The following is an 18,780-nucleotide window of genomic DNA, read 5'->3' on the forward strand; positions in this document are numbered from 1 at the left end:
AAGTCAGCTGGCGAACCAGAAGACCGCGCCGCCGATGGCGAGCAGGGCCGCGACTCCGAGCACTCCCGCCATGAACTTGGCCGTCTTCCAGGTCGAATACACCCCGCCCACCAGGAAGCCTCCGAGGGCCAGCAGCAGGACTCCGACGACTTCCTTGCTCACAGAACGCCCTTCGTGGAAGGAATGCCGCCCGCGCGCGGGTCCGGCTCCGTTGCCGCGCGCAACGCCCGGGCCACCGCCTTGTACTCCGCCTCCGCGATGTGGTGCGGGTCGCGGCCGTGGATCACCCGCACGTGCAACGCGATCTGCGCGTGGAACGACAGCGAGTCGAACACGTGGCGCGTCAGCACGAACGGGTAGTTGCCGCCGATCGTGAACGCGTTGAACTGCTCCGGCTCGCCCACGTGCACGCAGTACGGGCGCCCCGACACGTCGATCGCCGCGTGGGCCAGGGTTTCGTCCATCGGGATCCACGCGTCGCCGAAGCGGCGGATGCCGCTCTTGTCGCCCAGGGCCTGGCGGATCGCCTGCCCCAGCACGATCGCCGTGTCCTCCACCGTGTGGTGCGCGTCGATGTGGGTGTCGCCGGTCGCCTCGACCTTGAGGTCCAGGGAACCGTGGACGCCGAACGCCGTCAGCATGTGGTCGTAGAACGGCACGCCCGTCGAGATCTCCACCTCGCCCGTGCCGTCGAGGTCCAGCTGCACGGAGATCGAGGACTCCTTGGTGGTCCGTTCGACCTTGCCGATGCGGGTCATCGGGAAACTTCCTTACTCGCCTCGAGGAAGGCGTCGTTCTCTTCCGGCGTGCCGATGCTGACGCGCAGGTGTCCGTCGATGCCGGGCTCGCGGATCAGCACACCCTTGTCCAAATAGGACTGCCAAGCCGCGTGCGGGTCGCTGAACCGTCCGAAGAGGACGAAGTTCGAGTCGCTCGGCACCGGGTCGTAACCCAGCCCCGCCAACGCCTCCACGACGCGGTCGCGTTCCGCCGCCAGCTTGTGCACACTGTCCAAAGTGGCGTCCGCGTGCCGCAGTGCCGCCCGCGCCGCCGCCTGCGTGAGCCGCGAGAGGTGGTACGGCAGCCGCACCAGCTGCAGCGCGTCGACGACCGCCGGGGCCGCCGCCAGGTAGCCCAGCCGCCCGCCCGCGAAGGCGAACGCCTTGCTCATGGTGCGGGAGACGATCAACGAAGCCGGGTAGTCGGCCAGCAGCCCGACCGCGCTCGGCTGCGACGAAAACTCCGCGTACGCCTCGTCGACGACCACGATGCCGGTGGCCGCGTCCAGGATCGCGCGCAGCTCGTCGAGCGGGATCGAGCCGCCCGTCGGGTTGTTCGGGCTGGTGACGAACACGATGTCCGGCCGCTTTTCCGCAATGAGCACGGCCGCCGCGGCCGTGTCGAGCGTGAAGTCCGCGCGGCGCGGTGCCGGGACCCACTCGGTGCGCGTGCCCGACGCGATGATCGGGTGCATCGAGTACGACGGCTCGAAGCCGAGCGCGCTGCGCCCGGGACCGCCGAACGCCTGCAGGATCTGCTGCAGCACCTCGTTGGACCCGTTGGCGGCCCAGACGTTCGCCTCCGACAGCACCACCCGCGTCGACACGCTCAGGTAGTCGGCCAGGTCCTGCCGCAGCGCCACGGCGTCACGGTCGGGGTAGCGGTGCAGTTCCGCAGCCTCGAGACGGACTGCCTCGGCCACGTCCGCGACCAGCTCGGGCGGCGGCGGGTACGGGTTCTCGTTGGTGTTGAGCCGGACCGGGACGTCGAGCTGCGGCGCGCCGTACGGGGTCTTGCCGCGCAGGTCGTCCCGCAGCGGCAGCTGCTCCAGGGTGACTTCTTCGCCGATGGTCATCGGACCGAACCTCCGAAGCGCGCGGCGACGGCCTCGCCGTGTGCGGGCAGGTCCTCGGCGTCGGCCAGCGCGACGACGCGGCCGGCGACCTCGCGCAGCGCGTCCTCGCTGTAGTCCACGACGTGGATGCCCTTGAGGAAGCTCTGCACGGACAGGCCCGAGGAGTGGCGGGCGAACCCGCCGGTGGGCAGGACGTGGTTGGACCCGGCGCAGTAGTCGCCGAGCGACACCGGGGCGTACGCGCCGACGAAGATCGCGCCCGCGTTGCGGACCCGGGCGGCGACCGCGCGCGCGTCGGCCGTCTGGATCTCCAGGTGCTCGGCGGCGTAGGCGTCGACGACGCGCAGCCCGTCGTCCACTGTGGACACCAGGATGACGCCGGACTGCTTGCCGCCCAGCGCTTCGGCGACGCGCTCGGAGTGCTTGGTCGCCGCGACGCGGTTCACCAGGTCCTTGTCGACGGCGTCGGCCAGCTCGACCGAAGTCGTCACCAGCACGCTCGCCGCCAGCGGGTCGTGCTCGGCCTGGCTGATCAGGTCGGCGGCGACGTGCACCGGGTCGGCCGTCTCGTCGGCGAGGATCGCGATCTCGGTGGGGCCGGCCTCGGCGTCGATGCCGATCAGGCCGCGCAGGAGCCGCTTGGCCGCGGTGAGGTAGATGTTGCCCGGCCCGGTGACGACGTCGACCGGGGCGAGCTCGGCGCCGTCGGTGTCCGTGCCGCCGTACGCCAGCAGCGCGACGGCCTGCGCGCCGCCGGCCGCCCACACCTCGTCGACGCCGAGGAGCTCGGCCGCGGCGAGGATGGTCGGGTGCGGCAGGCCGTCGAACGCGGCCTGCGGCGGCGAGCAGACGACCAGCGAGCCGACGCCGGCGATCTGCGCCGGGACGACGTTCATCACCACGGTCGAGGGGTACACGGCCAGCCCGCCCGGGGCGTAGAGCCCGACGCGCTCGACCGGCACCCACTTCTCGGTGACCGTGCCGCCGTCGACGACGGTGGTCGTGACGTCGGTGCGGCGCTGCTCGGCGTGCACCTTGCGGGCCCGGGCGATCGACTCCTCCAGCGCGGCGCGCACGGCCGGGTCCAGCTGCTGCAGAGCCTGCGTCAACGAAGCGCGCGGCACCCGCACCGACGCCGGGCGGACCTTGTCGAACTTCTCGGTGTACTCGAGGACCGCTTCGACACCGCGGTCGCGGACCGCCTCGACCACCGGGCGCACGTGGTGCAGCGCCGCGTCCACGTCGTATTCGGCACGCGGCAGCGTGGCGCGCAGTTCGGCGGCGGTCGGGACCTGCCCGCGCAGGTCGGTGCGGTTCAACATGCCCCCAGGGTACGAGGTCACGCCGAGCGGGTTTTCAGCGATACTCCCCGGTGACGGCAGATCCCAGCATTCAGGAGGCAGCGGTGGCGCGAATCGCGTTGTGCCAGGTCAACTCGGGTGACGACCCGGAGGCGAACCTGAAGCTGATTCGCTCCGGCGTCGAGGCCGCGGTGGCGGACGGCGCGCGGATCGTCGTGTTCCCCGAAGCGGCCATGGCGCGCTTCGGACGGCCGCTGGACGGGGTCGCCGAGCCGCTGGACGGGCCGTGGGCGTCGGCGGTCGCGGCGATCGCGGCCGAGCACGACGTGGTGGTCGTCGCCGGGATGTTCACCCCGGCGGACGGGCGGGTGCGCAACACCCTGCTGGTCACCGGCGGCGGGCACCACCGCGGCTACGACAAGATCCACCTCTACGACGCGTTCGGCTTCGCGGAGTCCGACACGGTCGCACCGGGCACGACGCCGGTGACGTTCGAGCTGGACGGCGTCGTGTTCGGCGTCGCGACGTGTTACGACGTGCGCTTCCCGGAGCTGTTCCGGGCGCTGGCCGACGACGGTGCCGACGTCGTGCTGCTGCCGGCGTCCTGGGGCGCCGGAGAGGGCAAGCGCGAGCAGTGGGAGGTGCTGGTGCGGGCCCGCGCGCTCGACTCGGGCTGCTGGGTCCTGGCGTGCGGCCAGGCCGACCCGGCGGCGACGGGCCTCACGGTGAACCCGAAGGCGCCGACGGGCATCGGGTACTCCCTGGCCGCGGACGGCTTCGGCCGGGTCGTGGCCCAGGCCGGTCCCGCTCCGGAGACCCTGCTGGTGGACGTGGACCCGGCGGTGTCGGCCAAGGCCCGCACGGCGACGGGGGCCCTGGCCAATCGCCGTCTCTAGCGGAGCAGGCCTTCGCGGATGGCGACGCGCACGAAGCCCGCGCGGCGCCGTTCGCCGGTCTTGTCGCGGATCCGGTCGAGGTAGGACCGGACCGTGCGGACGCTGATGTTGAGGATCTCCGCCACGTCGACGTCGCGCTCCCCCGCCGCCACCAGCCGGAGCACCTGCTTCTCGCGCTCCGACAGCACGATCTTCGGGCCCGCGTGCCGCTCTTCGCTGTCCTGGATGATCATCCCGGCCAGCGTCGGCGACACGTACGCGTTGTCGTCGGCGATCGTGCGGATCGCGCGCAGGAGCTCGTCGCCGTCGACGTCCTTCGACAGGAAGCCCTTCGCGCCCGCCTGCATCGCCCCGAGCACCTCCGGCTGCTCCGCGTGCGCGGACACCACCAGCACCTTGTGCCCCATCTGCCCCACTTCCAGGACCGCGGCCGCGTCCTGGACGCCCCGGAGCTTCAGGTCGAGGACCACGACGCTGCCCGCCGGCTGGTCCTGGACCGCGAACCGGGCCACCGAGTCGGCGACCGCGCCGAGCTCGATGTCCGGGGCCTCGGTGAGCACGCGGGTCAGCGCGTACCGGTAGAGCGGGTGGTCCTCGATGACCCCGACGTGGATCCGCCGGGGCGCCTTGACCGTCTGGTCGTCGTCGCTCATTTGCGGCCGCCGCGCCGCGGGCCGGAGCCGCCGATCAGGCCGCGCCGGATGGCTTCCTTGACCAGGCCGGGCCGGCGGCGTTCGCCGGTCTTGTCGCGGATGCGGTCCAGGTAGCCCCGCACGGTCCGGACGCCGATGCCGAGGATCAGCGCGATGTCGACGTCGCGCTCCCCCGCCGCCACCAGCCGCAGCACCTGTTCCTCCCGCGGCGACAGCTCGACGTCGGCCGAGACCGCCGGCCGGTCCGCGTTGTCCTTCATGATCATCCCGGCGACCACCGCGGAGACGTACGCACCGCCGTCGGCCACCGTCTTGATCGCGATCAGCAGCTCCTCCGCGTCGACGTCCTTGGAGAGGAAGCCGCGCGCCCCCGCGGCGATCGCCCCCAGCACGACTTCGGGCTCCGCCTGCGCGGAGACCACGAGCACGTGGTGCCCGAGCTCGCAGACCTCCAGGACCGCCGCCGCCCCGGCGACGCCGGGCAGGCCCAGGTCCAGCAGCACCACGCTGCCCGGTGGCTGCCGGTGGACGTGGAACCGCGCCACCGAGTCGACCACCGCCCCGAGCTCGATGAACTCGGCTTCGGCCAGCACCCGCTCCACCGAAACGCGGTACAGCGGGTGGTCTTCGATGACCGCGACCCGGACGCGGCCGGAGTCCAGGTCGTCTTCTGCCGAGCGCTCTTGTGTCATGTGCACGACTTTCACCCCGTTCCACCCGACGGGGCCGGCCGCCCGGCCGTGGCCGGGTCCAGCGCGGGGCCCATCGGCACCAATGCCAGCAAACTACCGTTGACCGGTGACTTCGCCACGCTTCCGTAGCCGAGCGAGGCCAATGCCTGCGCGTTCACCACCGGGTACTTCCGGCCCGTGTCGGTCACCAGGTACGTGGTGGCCGAGCCGGATTCGACGACGACGGCTCCCCCCGACGGAGGTACCCACACCTCGTCCGCCACCCGTGCTTCGGTCCTCGTGGCGACCTGGATTGCTTTGGCGCCAGGGGAAAGCGGGAATTCGGCCGAAACGAGCAACCGGTTGCCCTGGATGCACAACGCGATGGAGTTGCCGGTGATCGGCGCCTTGCCCGGGATGCGGTCGGGGAACGCCGCGGGGTCGGCACCACCGGCACGGGGCGCGCCGGCCTTCGGCGCGGCGGCGACGTCGGCCGCGCGGACGTCCACCGGCGCCGGCGTGCCCGGGTAGGCGGCGGCGTTGGCCGCCGTCGTCACCAGGAGGCTCGCCTCGGTCTGCCCGACCGGCTCGAGCCCGTCGCGGCGGACCAGGTAGTACGACGACGCCGTGCCGGGCGCGGCCAGCGCGTCCACCACGGCCAGGACCTCGCCGACGCGGGTGCCGCGGCCGCCCACGTCGGGTCCCCGGTCACCGGCGCCGTCGACCGGCAGCGCGGTCAGGTCGCGCCCGGCCGGGACGGTGTCGATCCACCGCGCGGACACCGCGATCGTCGGGTAGCTGTCGAACTGCAGCGCGGTCGCGGCCTCGTCGGAGAGCTTGTAGCGGCGGCCGCCGGCGAGCAGGAACCGGTCGCCCCAGGGCAGCCGCACGATCACGCCCTGGTCGCGCGGCAGTTCGACCCCGGACGCGGGCGCGGCGAGCAGGACGGCGGTGCGCGGCTCGGCCGACGCCGGCGCGTCCTGGGTGGTGCGGCTGCAGGTCGTCCACGGCGTCGTGACGAGCGCGCCGGCGGCGGGCACCGAGTCGGGCGCACCCGGGATGCCGATCGGGGTGCCGCGGCCGGCCTTGCCGAGGTTCTCCGAGGAGACGGACACCGTCGCGTCGCCGTTGCCGCCGGCCAGCAGCCGCGCGGAGGCGTAGTTGAGGACCGGGTGCAGGACGCCGTCGGCGCCGAGCACGAACCGGGCGCCGGTGCCCTCCTCGACGATCACCTTGCCGCCGGCCAGCCAGTCCTTGCCCCCGGAGGGGTTCAGCAGGCCGATGATCCCGAAGACGGCGGTGACGAGCAGCGCGGCCACGAGCCCCAGCACGGTGCCGAGCACGAGCCGGCGGCTGGGCGAGACGGGGTGGTTGGCGTCGGCCGCGACGAGCGCGGAAACGAGCCTGCGCCGGAGGAACTGGTACGCCTGGATCTGGTCCCGCTGCGTCCACACGCGCTGTGCCCCCGGCTGTGTGCGTCTTCCTCCCGAGTGCCCGATGCTAAAGCCGCGCCCGCGGGGGCGGCGAGGGTAATTTTTACGCCCACGCGGTATCCGGGTAAGCAGTAGCGTCGCAGACCCGGGGAAAGGGGAGCCCGTGTCCGTCGAAACCGCCGGCGCCGTGCGCCCGGCACCGCCGCGGCCCGCGTCCACGCCGCTGCCCTGGCTGCTGCCGATCCGGCCGCTGCAGGCCGCGCTGTGGGAGATCGCGGGGATCGCGGTCCTGCTCGCGTGGATGGTCGACACGGTCTCGCAGCCGGTGCGGATCGGGGTCAGCGTGGCGGCCGGGCTGGTGGTGCTGCTGACGTCCGTGCGCTTCGCCGGACGGCACCTGGCGGGCTGGGCCCTGACCTGGACGGCGTTCCGGCTGCGGCGCCACGACACGCGCCGCGACAGCCCCGACCCGCTGCTGAGCGTGGCCGGGTCGGTGAAGGTGCGCCAGCACGTCGACCGCGCGGGCAACCGCTTCGGCGTCGCCGAGGTCGACGGCGGGTGGAGCGCGCTGGTCCGGCTGACGCAGGGCCCGGGAGCACCGGGACCGCTGGTGGAGGCGCTGCACTCGGCCTACCGGCGGACCGACGTCCCCCTCGCGTCGGCGCAGCTGCTGACGTGGGCGATCCCCCGGGGGGACCAGGTGCTGCGGGTCCGCTGGCTGGCGGTGCGCTACCGGCCGGACCTGGCGCCGATCGCGGCACTGGCCCGCGGTGGCGGCGACCTCGGGGCACTGCGGAGCACGGCGTCGGCGGCGTTGAGCTTGATGGGCGCGCTGGCCGAAGCCGGGTACCAGAGCACGGTGCTGGAGGCCGGCGAGCTGGCGAAGGAGCTGCGGGTCGCGCTGGGCGTCCAGGGGCCGGCTTCCGCCCCACCGGACCGCTGGAAGTCGTGGACGTGGGGCGACGCGACACAGAAGTGCTTCCGGCCGCGCTCGGCCCGGACGGTGGATTTCGCGGTGCCGGGAGCGGCTTTCACGGCGACTTCGTACACGCTGACGCGGGGTGCGGGCGGGCGGGAGAAGGCCGAAGTGACGGTGCGGGTGGGGGCCCGGCAGGGGGCTGCGGTGCCGTCCCCGGGGGCAGCGGTCCCGTTGCACGGGCGGCACGGTGCCGCGGTGCGGCAGACTCTCCCGCTGGCGTTGGACAGCTGACCCGGTGGAACGGCGCCGCTGTGCGCCGTCACCGTGCGCTCCCCGATTCGGCCGGTACTGCTCGTCGCCGAAGGTGTGTGCTGCCGCAGGCCGAGGGTGAAAAGCTTTCCGACTACTTCACCTTCACGCTTAACGCCGAGCGCGGAGCTTGTGCGGCGAGCTGTAACAACCTGATGGGGGATGGCGACCTCGATGTGCGTCCCGGAGCCCAGCGAATCGAGGTCGAAATGGCAGGACAGGGCGGACCCGGTGTTCGGAGCCCGCTCTGGGTCATCTCGTTGTTCCTCGGTCTCTCCGAGACGATCGTCACTGTCGTCCTGCTCAAGGCGTCGGGCTGGATTCAAGGTCTGCTAGCCGTGTTCGCCACCGGATTCCCACTCGTGACCGCCATCGGGTTCTTCGTTTTGCTTTGGTGCAAGCCGGAAGTCCTCTATGCACCTGGTGACTACGGGCCCGAGACGACAGTAGCGGAGTTCACCACGGCGCTGACCAGACGTACGCGATCGGAGATCAAGACTGCCGAATCGATCATCCGATCGACTTCGGAGTCGCTCGAAAGCGAACTCACGAAATTGGGTGCGGACAAACCAACCCAAGAGGAGATCATCGACAGCATCACCAACGCAATCCGAAACAACGTCATCCACGTCAAAATCGACGAAATCGTTCAGGGCACCGACGAGGTGGCGGAGTTGCTCGTCGACGACACGACCACGGTGCAGGAATTCCTGGACTTCGTCTATCGCGCGATCTCCCCTTTCGTCGAGCCGTACACCTACGGGACAAGTTGGCAGCTCATCAACCTTCGCACCGGAAAAGTCGTGCAAGTCGCCGACCGCGATCGGCGCATCCGGCACGGCGACAATCGTTCTCTTGGCGAAGCCGACATCCTTCCCACGGACAAGCTCGTAGCCGTACGGCTGAGGCACCGCTTACCACGTAACCGAACCTAAATTGCGCAAAAGGCAGGCCCTCAGCCGCGGACGGCTTCGTACACCCCCGCGATCATGCCGACGAACGGCACCAGCGACAGCAGCACCAGGAACTCCGAAACGTCCAAAAGCCTTGACCAGTAAGGCGAACGCAGCCCGCGCGCCACCCGCGTCGCGTACACCACGCACACCGCCGCGGCCAGGACGACCACGCAGCCCGCCGCGAAGACCACCGTCCGGTTGCCCGAGGCCACCAGCCACACCCCGGCGCACACCAGCGACAGCACGCCGAAGCCGATCAGCACCAAGCGCTGGACGCGGCCCGCGTACGAACGGGACCGCAGGATCCACGCCACGCCGAGCAGGGCCGCCAGGCCCGCGTCCCACGGCCCGCCCGCGGACAGCACCACCGACGACGCCAGCACCACCAGGCCCAGGCCCACGAGCAACCCGGTCAGGACCGCCTGCGCGCGGGACGTCCGGCCGATCATCTCGGTGCCCAGAGACGGCTGTTCGTCCGCGCGGAACGCCTCCATGTCGTCCGGCACCCGGGGCAGCGGCAGCCGGGCCAGGCGCAGCGCCAGCATCGGGGCCACCGCCGCCAGCGCCGTGCACAGCACCGCGACCACGGCCGCGGCCGACACCGGCTTGACGCCCGCCAGCAGCACCACGCCCGTCGTGATCGCGCCGAAGCCCGCCGCGGCCGTGATCGCCACGAACCACGGCAGCCGGTCGGCCACCGAAACGGCCGCCAGGACGCCGTACACCGTCACCGCCGCCAGCCCCGCCGCCAGCGGTCCCGCCGCCAGCGAGAACAGCGGGTGCGGCGGCAGGATCGCCATCCCGGCCAGCAGCGCGACGCCGACGCCCGCCACCGCGCCGGCCGCGCCGGCCTCGGCGTCGCCGTACGCGCGGCTCAGCGCGCCGCCGCCGAGGAGCAGCACCAGCGCCAGGAGCCCGGTCCCGATCGGCGCCAGGACGCTGCCGGACGCCGCCGCCTGCACCAGCAGCCCGCCGGCCAGCAGCAGCACCACGGCGGCCACCAGCCCGGACCGCCGCGCCACCGACGGCCCCCACCCACCGGAGGAATCGGCGACGCTGGCGATCGAGTCGACGACGTCGTCGAACAGCAACGGACCCCGCGGGCGTTCCCGCGGGGTCAGGTGGAGCACTTCGCCGTCCCGGATCTGGGCGGCCGCGACACTCAGGCCGAGCGCCAGTGGCGCGCCGCCGAGCCGGGAGAGCACCCAGCCCGGGTGCTCGGCCGACGCCTGCCCGGACGCTCCGGCCAGCCGGACCAGCTGCGGCACCAGCTCGGCGAACGTCGACTGCTGCGGCAGCGCGACGTCCACCCGGGCCCTCGGCGTGACCACCGTGACCCGTCGCGTCGTGCCCGTGAGAGCGGCCGTGGTCATCAGACGTTCTTCGCGGCCGAGATCACCGGAGCGAACTTCGCGTTCGACGCCTCGGCGAGCTTCGAAAGCCCCGCGTTCACCGCCTCGAGGACGATCTCCGAGAGGTTGCGGGCGTCGTACTCGCGGATCGCACGGGGGTCGATGTCGATCGAGGTGAAGCGCCCGTCGCCGCGGAGGGTGACGGTGACCTCGTTCTGCCGCGAGTGCGCCTTGACCTCCATCGCCTCGACCGTGCGCTGGATCCGCTGGACCTCTTCGGTCTGCTTGCGCACCTGTGCGAGCAGCTCGTCCATGTCCGGCACCGCGTACGGATCGGTCACTGTTGCATCCCTTCGTGCTGGCGGACGCGGACACTGCCCACGAACCGCTGGAAACCGGGTGAGAGCCGCCGCGCGGTCGCGGGCGCGGCCGTGCAAGCGAGCTCGAGCACCAGCCGGTCCGCCGGCACGGAGCCGGGAACCGTCAGGTGCACCTGGGTCTGGATCAGCTCTTCGCCTTCGCCGGTGCGCAGGCGCAGCAGCTGCATGACGCCGGGCGCGGCCGGGGCGCCGACGTCGCGGCGGCTCAGCACTTCGAGCCCGGCCAGCGTCAGCGAAAGGCGTTCGACGGCCTCGGCGGCGATGGCGTCGATCGACGCGTCGTCGGGCCGCTGCTGGACGCTGACCGTGATGTTCGGGACGAACTCGCCCGGCGCGGCGTCGTGCACGGCGACGAACACCGCGCCCGAGTCACCCGGGTCGACGGCCGTCCAGCCGTCCGGGATGACGAAGTCCAGGGGAAGGGTCATCACAGCCCCACGTACGAAACTGCGTCGTCCCAAGCGGATCCGACGGCGTTCGCCGCGTCGTGCGCCGCGGTCCCGACGTAGTCGGCCGCCGCGCCGCCGTACTCGCCGATGGTGTGGCCGAGCTTCGGCAGGTCGATGTCGATCTTCGCGCCGATCCCGGCACCGAGGCCGAGCGCGGCGCCCGCCTTGAAGTTGACCTTGAGGTGCCCCGCGTCGTAGACGGCCTGGGCGTCGAGCTGCGCGCCGATGCCGTACTGCAGCGTGCCGTTCGCGCCGACGCCGACCCCGGCGACGTCCGCGGCGACCTCGCCCTCGATCTTGCCGCCGGCGAAGACACCTCCGTGCGCGCCGACGCCGTGCGCGCCGATCGTGCCGGACGCGCTCGCCTCACCGCCGGCGAACACCGTGCCCTTGGCGTGCGCCGAGCTGACGCCCCAGTCGCCCTTGAGCTCGCCCTCTTCCTTCACCGCGGCCAGCTCGGTGTGCCCGGACGCGCCGATGTCCCAGCCCTTCGACGTGATCTTGCCGTCGTACTCCGGGGTGAGCCCGTCCTGCTCGTGCTTGAACTTGTAGTAGGTGATCTCGGTGTTGTTGCCGAGCTTGTCCTTGACGCTCTCCGGCTTCGGCTGCCCGAACGGTGTGTCCGCCTTCTTCGGCGCGCGCGTGCCCTCCAGGCCGTCCCAGGTGAGCTTCTTCCAGCCCGAGTTCTTGAACCACGACGGCGCGTCGCGCGGCCGCTTGCGCCCGTCGAGCGGGCTGCCGTTCAGCCACCCCAGCGGGCCGCCGGTCTTCTTGCCCAGCTTGTACTCCAGCCGCTGGGTGCCCTCGGGCGGGAACAGCTCGGCGAGCGCGTCGGAGTACTCGTCGACGACCTGGCGGGCGGCCTGGACGCTCTGCTCCCCCAGCTGCCGCGCCGCCTGGATGAACGCGCCGACCGAGCCGGAGTTCACCGCGCGCGCCTGCGCGGTCAGCTGCTGGGCGTACTGGTCGAACTGCGCGATGACCGAGTCGACCGCGGCCTTCGCCGACTGCACCAGCTGCGCCGCCGTCGAAAGCCGTTTCGCCTGGTCGTCGAGCTTCGTGGCGGCGTCCGTCAGCTCCTCGCCCAGCTTCCCCGCCGCGGTCGCGAACGCGGTGTAGGCGTCGCCGTCCCAGTCCGCGTGCAGGGTCTTGGCGGAGTCGTCGATCTCCTTCGCCTTGCCCGAGACCGTCGAGGCCTGGGTGGCGACGCGCTGCGACGCGGCGCTCAGCGCACCGGGGTCACCGGTGACCCGTCTCTGGCACTCGACCAGGACCTGCCGGTAGCCGGACAGCACGGAGCTGACCACCCCCGACGCGTCGACGACCCCCGAGCCCCACATGGGCTAGTTCCCGGCCGCGTCGTAGCCGACGTGCTGGCTGAAGTGCTTGCCGTTGTAGTCCAGGTCGATGTCGAGGTCGAAGTCCCGGCCGCCCGGAGCCTCCACAGTGGACTCGCCGGTGGTGAGGTTGGTGTGGATGGTGACCTCGTTCGCGCCGCCGAGCGCGCCCGCGCCGCCGGTGACCGGGGCGGGCTGGGTGACCGGGGCCGGCTGCGTCGGCACGGTGGCGCCGTTCTGCTGCCCCGGGTTCACGGCGATCCAGCTGTTCGACGGGTCCAGCGGGGTGCCGTTGCCGGTCACCGGCGTGGTCGCGCCGCCGCTGGAACCGCCGCCGGTGGCGAGAGCGGGCGGGGTGTAGTCGGTGAACGAAGGCTGCTGCGGGATCCCCCCGCCGCTCCCGCCCGCCACCGCCTGCTGCCCGGCCGGGCTTGCCACCGACGGCGGGGCCTGGGGCGCCGTCACCGGGGTGGTCCCGATCGACGGCGTCGTCGCGCCCGAGCTGCCGGAGTCGTGGTGGAAGAGCTTTTCGATCGCGCCGATGACCTGCGCGAGCTGGGTGACCTGCTGGGCGAGGTCACCCGCGCCGAGCGCCTTGAGCAGCGCGCCGATCGAGGTGATGAACGCCCGCAGCGACGCGCTGGTCGCGGTCGACAAAGCGACCGCCGCGCCGTAGGTCCACGGGTTCGACATCAGCGAGGCGACCGTCGGGTTCACCGCGGCCACCACCGAGCGGTAGGCCTGCTGCGCCGTCTTGATCAGCGTGCCGGACACGCCGAGCAGCTCGGCGCCCTTCTGCACGACGTTGATGATCGTCTCGAGCTGCTTGAGGGAGTCGCCGATCTTCTTCAGCGCCGACTCGCTCGCCGCGCCCGACCAGATCTTGCCGAGCTGGTCGGCGGCCTTGGTGAGCTCGGTGTACATGCTCAGGAACTGCTCGGCCTTCTTGACCAGGTCGACCACGTGCTGCGCGATCTGCTCCGGCTGGCCGGTGACGATCTGCGGCAGGATGGTGATCGGCCCGCCCGAGGACGCGGTCGCGTCCATCGCGCTGGAGTTCGGGAAAGTCAGCATCGGACCTCACAAAGGTTCTGTAGTGCCAGACAGGACGATCAGACGACGGAGGCGGGCCGGTAGACGCTGACCTTCGCCAGCCCGCCGATGCGGGCGTCGAGGAGCCCGTGGTTGTAGAGGCGGCCGCCGTCGCCGGCGACGCCGATGACCGGCTGGCGGTCGGAGAACAGCAGCGGCTCGACGACCACGACGTCGCCGCTGTGCACGCCGCCGGGAACGTCGGAGAAGGTCCGCGCGGTGCCCGCGTAGACCTCGATGAGCCCGATGCGCGCCTGGTTGTCGGCGTCACCGGCCAGCCAGTCGTTGAAGTCGGCGACGCCGTGGAAGCGGGTGTCGGTGATCGGGTGGTCCCCGAGCCGGCCGAGCTGCGCGTCCCCCAGGTAGCGCAGCACGTTCCCGACCGACGACGGCTCGCCGTGGGCGCCCGCGCTGTCGTTGATCGCCAGGGTGGCGAGCTCCGAAGCGTGCGAGCTCCCCCAGATCGACGACGTGGGCGCGGTGGACCCGTCGTGCCCGCCGCCGTAGCCGGCGGCGGTGGCCCGGTCCGCCGCCTGGTAGGCGTCGGCACTGGCCTTGACCAGCCCGTTGACCTGCTGCAGCAGCTGCAGGAGCGTCCGGACGGCGGTGACCTGGGTGGAGTGCAGGGCGGCGTTCGCGGCGGCGACCGCGCTGCCGAAGCCCGCGAACGACATCGGCTGCACGACGAGCCGTTCGAGGTCGGCCACGGCGTTGATGCCGTGGGCGATGATCCCTCCGACGTTGCCGACGGACGAGCGCATCGCCTCGGGCTCAGCCCGGTACTCGCCGGCCATGGCTCTCCTTCCGCGGGTGGCTGCTCGGCAGAGCGTAAGTTCGGCCCCGGAAGCGGGCGGACGGCAAAAGTACCCACCGCAGCGTGTCGGCAAGTGGCCAAAATACCGGTCAGAGCCGCCTCGATCCGCTGGAGCATTACCCCATGAGCCTCTCGCCCGAGCGCCCGACCGAGATCGTGCTGCAGTCGCCGCCGATGCTCCCGAAGAGCTCGTCCGGCGGGATGATGCAGCTGATGATGTTCCTGCCGATGATGCTCGGCATGGGCGCGATGTCGTTCGTCTACATCGGACGCGACGGCGGCGTGATGACCTACGTCTTCGGCGCGCTGTTCCTCTGCGCCATGGGCGGCATGGTGGTGATGTCGCTGGGCCGCGGCGGCATGGCGAAGAAGGCGCAGATCAACGACGAGCGCCGCGACTACCAGCGGTATCTCTCCGGGTTGCGGGCCCAGGTCCGGGACATCGCCGACGGCCAGCGCGCCGCGATGGTCGCCGTCCAGCCCGACCCCGCCGACCTCTGGGCCTACGTCGAGACCGGGAAGCTGTGGGACCGGCGGCGCACCGACGGCCAGTTCGCGCAGGTGCGCGCGGGCACCGGGCCGCAGCGGCTGGCGACGCCGCTGAAGGCGCCGCAGACGGTGCCCCTGGAGGACCTGGACCCGGTGTGCTCCACCAGCCTCAAGTACTTCATCCGCACCTACTCGACGGTGGACGGCCTGCCGGTGGCGCTGTCGCTGCGCTCGTTCGCCGCGGTCACCGTGGCCGGGCGGCGGCCGGACGTGCTCGGCCTGGCGCGGTCGCTGCTGTGCCAGCTCGTCACCTTCCACTCCCCCGGGGACCTGCGGGTCGCGCTGTGCGTGTCGGCGGACCGGCAGCACGACTGGGAGTGGGCGAAGTGGCTGCCGCACGCGACCGCGGCCGGCGCGGCCGACGCCGTCGGCTCCCGGCGCCTGGCCGCCGACTCCGCGGCCGGGCTGGCCGAGCTGCTCGGCGCGGACCTCGGCGACCGGCCCGCGTTCAGCCGGCGTGCCGCGGCCGAGCTCGACCTGCCGCACCTGGTGGTGCTCGTCGACGGCGGCAACGCCCACGGCGAGCCCCGGCTGATCGGCGAGGACGGCCGGCTCGGCGTCACGGTGATCGAGATCGGGCAGGAACACCCGCGGACGTACTCGACCGAGCGGCTGCTGAGCCTGCACACCACCCCCGACTCCCTGGGCATGGTCGTCGGCGACGCCACCGAGCAGCGGCTCGGGTTCCTCGGCCGCCCGGACATCCTGGACCGCGGCGCCGCGGAGGCGCTGGCCCGGATGCTGACGCCGTTGCACACCCCGGCCGCCGTCGTCGGCGACAAGCCGATGTCGGCGACGTTCGGGCTGTCCGGGCTGCTCGGCATCGGCGACCCGCGCGACACCGACACCACCGTGACGTGGGCGCCGCGCGCGGCGCGGGACCGGCTGCGGATCCCGCTGGGCGTCAACCCGGAGGGCCGGCCGGTCGAGCTGGACCTCAAGGAGTCGGCCGAGGGCGGGATGGGCCCGCACGGCCTGGTCATCGGCGCGACCGGATCCGGCAAGAGCGAGCTGCTGCGCACGCTGGTGACGGCGCTGGCGGTGATGCACTCGTCGGAGACGCTGAACCTGGCGCTGATCGACTTCAAGGGTGGCGCGACCTTCGCCGGGATGACCGATCTGCCGCACACCTGCGCGGTCATCACGAACCTGTCCGACGACCTCGCGCTGGTCGACCGCATGGCCGACGCGCTCAACGGCGAGCTGCTGCGGCGCCAGGAACTGCTGCACGCGGCCGGGAACTACGCGTCGGTCCGCGACTACGAGAAGGCGCGCGCGGACGGCGTGGCGCTCGACCCGCTGCCGTCGCTGCTGGTGATCATCGACGAGTTCAGCGAGCTGCTGTCCGCGCGGCCGGAGTTCATCGACCTGTTCGTCGCCATCGGCCGGCTCGGGCGCTCGCTCGGTATTCATCTCTTGCTGGCGTCGCAGCGGCTGGAAGAAGGGCGGCTGCGCGGGCTCGATTCGCACCTGTCGTACCGGATCGGCCTGCGGACGTTCTCGGCGTCGGAAAGCCGGACCGTGCTGGGTGTCGCCGACGCCTACCACCTGCCGCCGGTGCCGGGGTCGGCCTACCTCAAGTCCGACACCGAAACGCTGATCCGGCTCAAGGCCGCCTACGTCTCCGGGGAGCTGCCGCCGCGCAGCACGGTCGTGCGCGAGGACGGGCAGGAGCTCGGCGTGCTGCCGTTCTCCCTGGCCCCGGTGGAGATCCCGGTGACGACCGAGATCTCGGAAGCCCCGGCCGCGCCGGACGGCACCGGCGAGACGATCATCCACGCGATGCTCTCGCGCCTGGAGGGCCGCGGGCCGGCCGCGCACCAGATCTGGCTGCCGCCGCTGAACGAGCCGCCGACGCTGGAGCAGCTCCTGCCGCCGCTGGGCGAGGACGCCGCGCGCGGCCTGTCCCCGCTCGGCTGGGGCGGCAACGGCAAGCTGACGATCCCGGTGGCGCTGGTGGACAAGCCGTTCGAGCAGCGCCGGGACATGCTGTGGGCCGACTTCTCCGGCGCGGGCGGGCACGCGCTGATCGTCGGGGCTCCGCAGAGCGGCAAGTCGACGCTGATGAAGGACATCGCGGGCATGCTCGCGCTCACCCACACCCCGGCCGAGGTGCAGCTGTTCGTGCTGGACATGGGTGGTGGCGCGCTGGCCCCGATCGCCGGGCTGCCGCACACGTCCGGCTACGCCACCCGCCGCGACGCGCAGCGCTGCCGCCGGGTCGTCGCCGAGCTGACGACGCTGCTCGAACAGCGCGAGGAGTACTTCTCCGCCCACGGGATCGAGTCGATCACGACGTTCCGCCAACGGCGGGCGGAGTTCACCGAAAGCACCGACGGCCGCGAGTTCGGCGACGTGTTCCTGTTCGTGGACAACTGGACCACGATCCGGCAGGAGTACGAGCAGCTGGAGGAGCAGATCACCGGGCTGGCCGCGCGCGGGCTCGGGTTCGGCATCCACGTGATCGTCTCGCTCAACCAGTGGATCGGCGTCCGCGCCCAGCTGCGCGACGCGATCGGCACGCGCTTCGAGCTGCGCCTGGGTGACCCGATGGACTCCTCGATCGACCGCAAGGTCGCGGTGAACGTCCCCGCCGACCGGCCCGGGCGCGGCATCACGGCGGAGAAGCTGCACTTCCTCGCCGCGCTCCCCCGCATCGACGGCGACCAGCGCCCGGAGACGATCGGCGCGGGCGGCGTCGACCTCGTGCGCCGGATTTCGGAGGCCTGGAAGGGACCGCGCGCACCGCAGGTCCGGCTGCTGCCGCCGGAGGTGCCGCTGGACACGCTGCCCGCCGCCCCGGGCAAGCAGGTCACGCTGGGCATCGCGGAGTCGACGTTGCGCCCGGTGTGCCTGGACTTCTCGGCGGACCCGCACTTCGTGGCGTTCGGCGACGTCGAGTCCGGCAAGTCTTCGCTGCTGCGTGCGCTGGCTCAGGGCATCACGTCGGCGTACACACCGGACGAGGCGGCGATCATCGTCGCGGACTACCGCCGCGGTTTGCTGGGGGCGGTGCCGGAGCCGCACCTGCTCGGCTACGCGGGCGCCGAGGGCAAGCTGACGGAGCTGATCACCGAGTGCGCGACGGCGATGCGCAACCGGCTGCCGGGCCCGTCGGTGACCCCGGAGCAGCTGCGCAACCGCTCGTGGTGGCGCGGGCCGGAGCTGTTCGTGCTGGTGGACGACTACGAGCTGGTGGCAACGGTCGGGCGCAACCCGCTGCAGCCGCTGCTGGAGTTCTTGCCGCAGGCGCGCGACATCGGCCTGCACGTGATCATCGTCCGGGGTTCGGGCGGCGCGGGACGGGCGTTGTTCGAGCCGGTGCTGCAGCGACTGCGCGAGCTGGGCTCGCCGGGGTTGATCATGTCGGGCACGAAGGACGAGGGGGCTTTGCTGGCGGACGTGAAGCCGTCGCCGCAGCCGCCGGGCCGCGGGACGCTGGTGTCACGCCGGCACGGGACGGGGCTGGTCCAGGTGGCGTGGACCAAACCGGTGGAGTCCTAGGGGCGCGCCAGGTCCCTCGACCGGGCGACCGACTCGCGGACGGCCTCGCCGTCCGGTCCCGGGAACCGCGCCTCCACGGTCGGCAGCAGGGAATCCCGCAGCACCCGCAGCACCTCCTCGCACGCGGCCGGTGGGAGGTCGCCCAGGTCGAGAGTGCGGAAGCCGTGCTCGGCGGTTTGCCGGAAGCGCTCCGCGACCGCCGGATCGGTGACGGCGCCCGCGAGGTGGTCGACGACCCAGTGGTAGACGCCGCTGGAAGCGGTCCACCACCGCCCGTCCGGCAGCACGAGGTTTCCCGACACGGCTTCCT

18 protein-coding genes are annotated in these 18,780 nt (G+C 72.2%); 4 read left to right on the forward strand and 14 right to left on the reverse strand.

From position 1 onward, the window contains the following. Positions 1-3: 3 nt before the first annotated feature. The 4 genes from QSK39_RS42875 to hisD are packed head-to-tail and all read right to left on the reverse strand — an operon-like array spanning position 4 to position 3,177. Positions 4-162 (reverse strand): CG2302 family histidine operon protein, encoded by a 159-nt coding sequence (locus QSK39_RS42875; RefSeq protein WP_285483519.1) that lies wholly within the window; start codon positions 160-162, stop codon positions 4-6. After that, positions 159-758 carry an imidazoleglycerol-phosphate dehydratase HisB gene (gene hisB, locus QSK39_RS42880; protein ID WP_285483520.1) on the reverse strand — a complete coding sequence of 200 codons (600 nt, stop codon included), beginning with the start codon at positions 756-758 and terminating at the stop codon, positions 159-161. The genes QSK39_RS42875 and hisB overlap by 4 nt, the downstream gene beginning before the upstream one ends. After that, a complete protein-coding gene (locus QSK39_RS42885; protein ID WP_285483521.1) occupies positions 755-1,855 on the reverse strand; it encodes a histidinol-phosphate transaminase in 1,101 nt (366 codons plus the stop codon). The genes hisB and QSK39_RS42885 overlap by 4 nt, the downstream gene beginning before the upstream one ends. Beyond that, a complete protein-coding gene (gene hisD, locus QSK39_RS42890; RefSeq protein WP_285483522.1) occupies positions 1,852-3,177 on the reverse strand; it encodes a histidinol dehydrogenase in 1,326 nt (441 codons plus the stop codon). Before hisD ends, QSK39_RS42885 begins: the two co-directional genes overlap by 4 nt. Positions 3,178-3,260: 83 nt before the next feature. On the opposite strand from hisD, the gene QSK39_RS42895 reads away from it, so the two are divergent. After that, the gene (locus QSK39_RS42895) at positions 3,261-4,052 is read left to right on the forward strand and encodes a carbon-nitrogen hydrolase family protein (RefSeq protein WP_285483523.1); all 792 of its coding nucleotides are present in this window, start codon (positions 3,261-3,263) and stop codon (positions 4,050-4,052) included. On the opposite strand, the gene QSK39_RS42900 is transcribed toward QSK39_RS42895, so the two are convergent. From QSK39_RS42900 to eccB, 3 genes are read right to left on the reverse strand one after another with little or no spacing between them, the layout of a single operon-like run. Then, positions 4,049-4,705 (reverse strand): response regulator, encoded by a 657-nt coding sequence (locus tag QSK39_RS42900; RefSeq protein WP_285483524.1) that lies wholly within the window; start codon positions 4,703-4,705, stop codon positions 4,049-4,051. The genes QSK39_RS42895 and QSK39_RS42900 overlap by 4 nt on opposite strands. Continuing rightward, positions 4,702-5,397 (reverse strand): response regulator transcription factor, encoded by a 696-nt coding sequence (locus tag QSK39_RS42905; protein WP_285483525.1) that lies wholly within the window; start codon positions 5,395-5,397, stop codon positions 4,702-4,704. The genes QSK39_RS42900 and QSK39_RS42905 overlap by 4 nt, the downstream gene beginning before the upstream one ends. A gap of 11 nt (positions 5,398-5,408) precedes the next feature. Then, complete coding sequence (gene eccB / locus QSK39_RS42910; RefSeq protein WP_285483526.1) at positions 5,409-6,830, reverse strand: type VII secretion protein EccB; 1,422 nt, start codon at positions 6,828-6,830, stop codon at positions 5,409-5,411. Positions 6,831-6,972: 142 nt separating this feature from the next. Between eccB and QSK39_RS42915 the strand changes: the two genes are divergently transcribed. Together QSK39_RS42915 and QSK39_RS42920 are read left to right on the forward strand one after the other, a co-directional pair. Then, the gene (locus tag QSK39_RS42915; RefSeq protein ID WP_285483527.1) at positions 6,973-8,019 is read left to right on the forward strand and encodes a type VII secretion protein EccE; all 1,047 of its coding nucleotides are present in this window, start codon (positions 6,973-6,975) and stop codon (positions 8,017-8,019) included. Positions 8,020-8,096: 77 nt separating this feature from the next. Beyond that, positions 8,097-8,972 carry a hypothetical protein gene (locus QSK39_RS42920; RefSeq protein ID WP_285483528.1) on the forward strand — a complete coding sequence of 292 codons (876 nt, stop codon included), beginning with the start codon at positions 8,097-8,099 and terminating at the stop codon, positions 8,970-8,972. Between the two features lie 20 nt (positions 8,973-8,992). On the opposite strand, the gene eccD is transcribed toward QSK39_RS42920, so the two are convergent. From eccD to QSK39_RS42950, 6 genes are read right to left on the reverse strand one after another with little or no spacing between them, the layout of a single operon-like run. Next, positions 8,993-10,366: a type VII secretion integral membrane protein EccD gene (gene eccD / locus QSK39_RS42925; protein ID WP_285483529.1), complete on the reverse strand. Its 1,374-nt coding sequence runs from the start codon at positions 10,364-10,366 to the stop codon at positions 8,993-8,995. Continuing rightward, positions 10,366-10,686 carry a YbaB/EbfC family nucleoid-associated protein gene (locus QSK39_RS42930; protein ID WP_284740983.1) on the reverse strand — a complete coding sequence of 107 codons (321 nt, stop codon included), beginning with the start codon at positions 10,684-10,686 and terminating at the stop codon, positions 10,366-10,368. Before QSK39_RS42930 ends, eccD begins: the two co-directional genes overlap by 1 nt. Then, a complete protein-coding gene (locus QSK39_RS42935) occupies positions 10,683-11,153 on the reverse strand; it encodes a hypothetical protein (RefSeq protein ID WP_285483530.1) in 471 nt (156 codons plus the stop codon). The genes QSK39_RS42930 and QSK39_RS42935 overlap by 4 nt, the downstream gene beginning before the upstream one ends. Beyond that, positions 11,153-12,514 (reverse strand): WXG100 family type VII secretion target, encoded by a 1,362-nt coding sequence (locus QSK39_RS42940; protein WP_285483531.1) that lies wholly within the window; start codon positions 12,512-12,514, stop codon positions 11,153-11,155. Before QSK39_RS42940 ends, QSK39_RS42935 begins: the two co-directional genes overlap by 1 nt. Before the next feature lie 3 nt (positions 12,515-12,517). After that, on the reverse strand, positions 12,518-13,585 hold the full coding sequence (locus QSK39_RS42945) for a WXG100 family type VII secretion target (RefSeq protein WP_285483532.1): 1,068 nt from the start codon (positions 13,583-13,585) through the stop codon (positions 12,518-12,520). Between the two features lie 38 nt (positions 13,586-13,623). Further along, entirely contained in the window at positions 13,624-14,397 is a 774-nt protein-coding gene (locus tag QSK39_RS42950; protein ID WP_285483533.1) for a WXG100 family type VII secretion target, read from the reverse strand. A gap of 143 nt (positions 14,398-14,540) precedes the next feature. Here QSK39_RS42950 and eccCa point away from each other — a divergent pair, with 143 nt between their 5' ends. Continuing rightward, positions 14,541-18,470, forward strand: coding sequence for a type VII secretion protein EccCa (gene eccCa, locus QSK39_RS42955; protein WP_285483534.1), 3,930 nt, complete (start codon positions 14,541-14,543; stop codon positions 18,468-18,470). Here eccCa and QSK39_RS42960 read toward each other — a convergent pair. After that, a complete protein-coding gene (locus tag QSK39_RS42960) occupies positions 18,467-18,772 on the reverse strand; it encodes a hypothetical protein (protein ID WP_285483535.1) in 306 nt (101 codons plus the stop codon). The two genes, eccCa and QSK39_RS42960, sit on opposite strands and share 4 nt — an antisense overlap. Between the last annotated feature and the right edge of the window lie 8 nt (positions 18,773-18,780).

Source organism: Amycolatopsis sp. NBRC 101858 (assembly GCF_030269325.1).
Taxonomy (GTDB): Bacteria; Actinomycetota; Actinomycetes; order Mycobacteriales; family Pseudonocardiaceae; genus Amycolatopsis; species Amycolatopsis ponsaeliensis.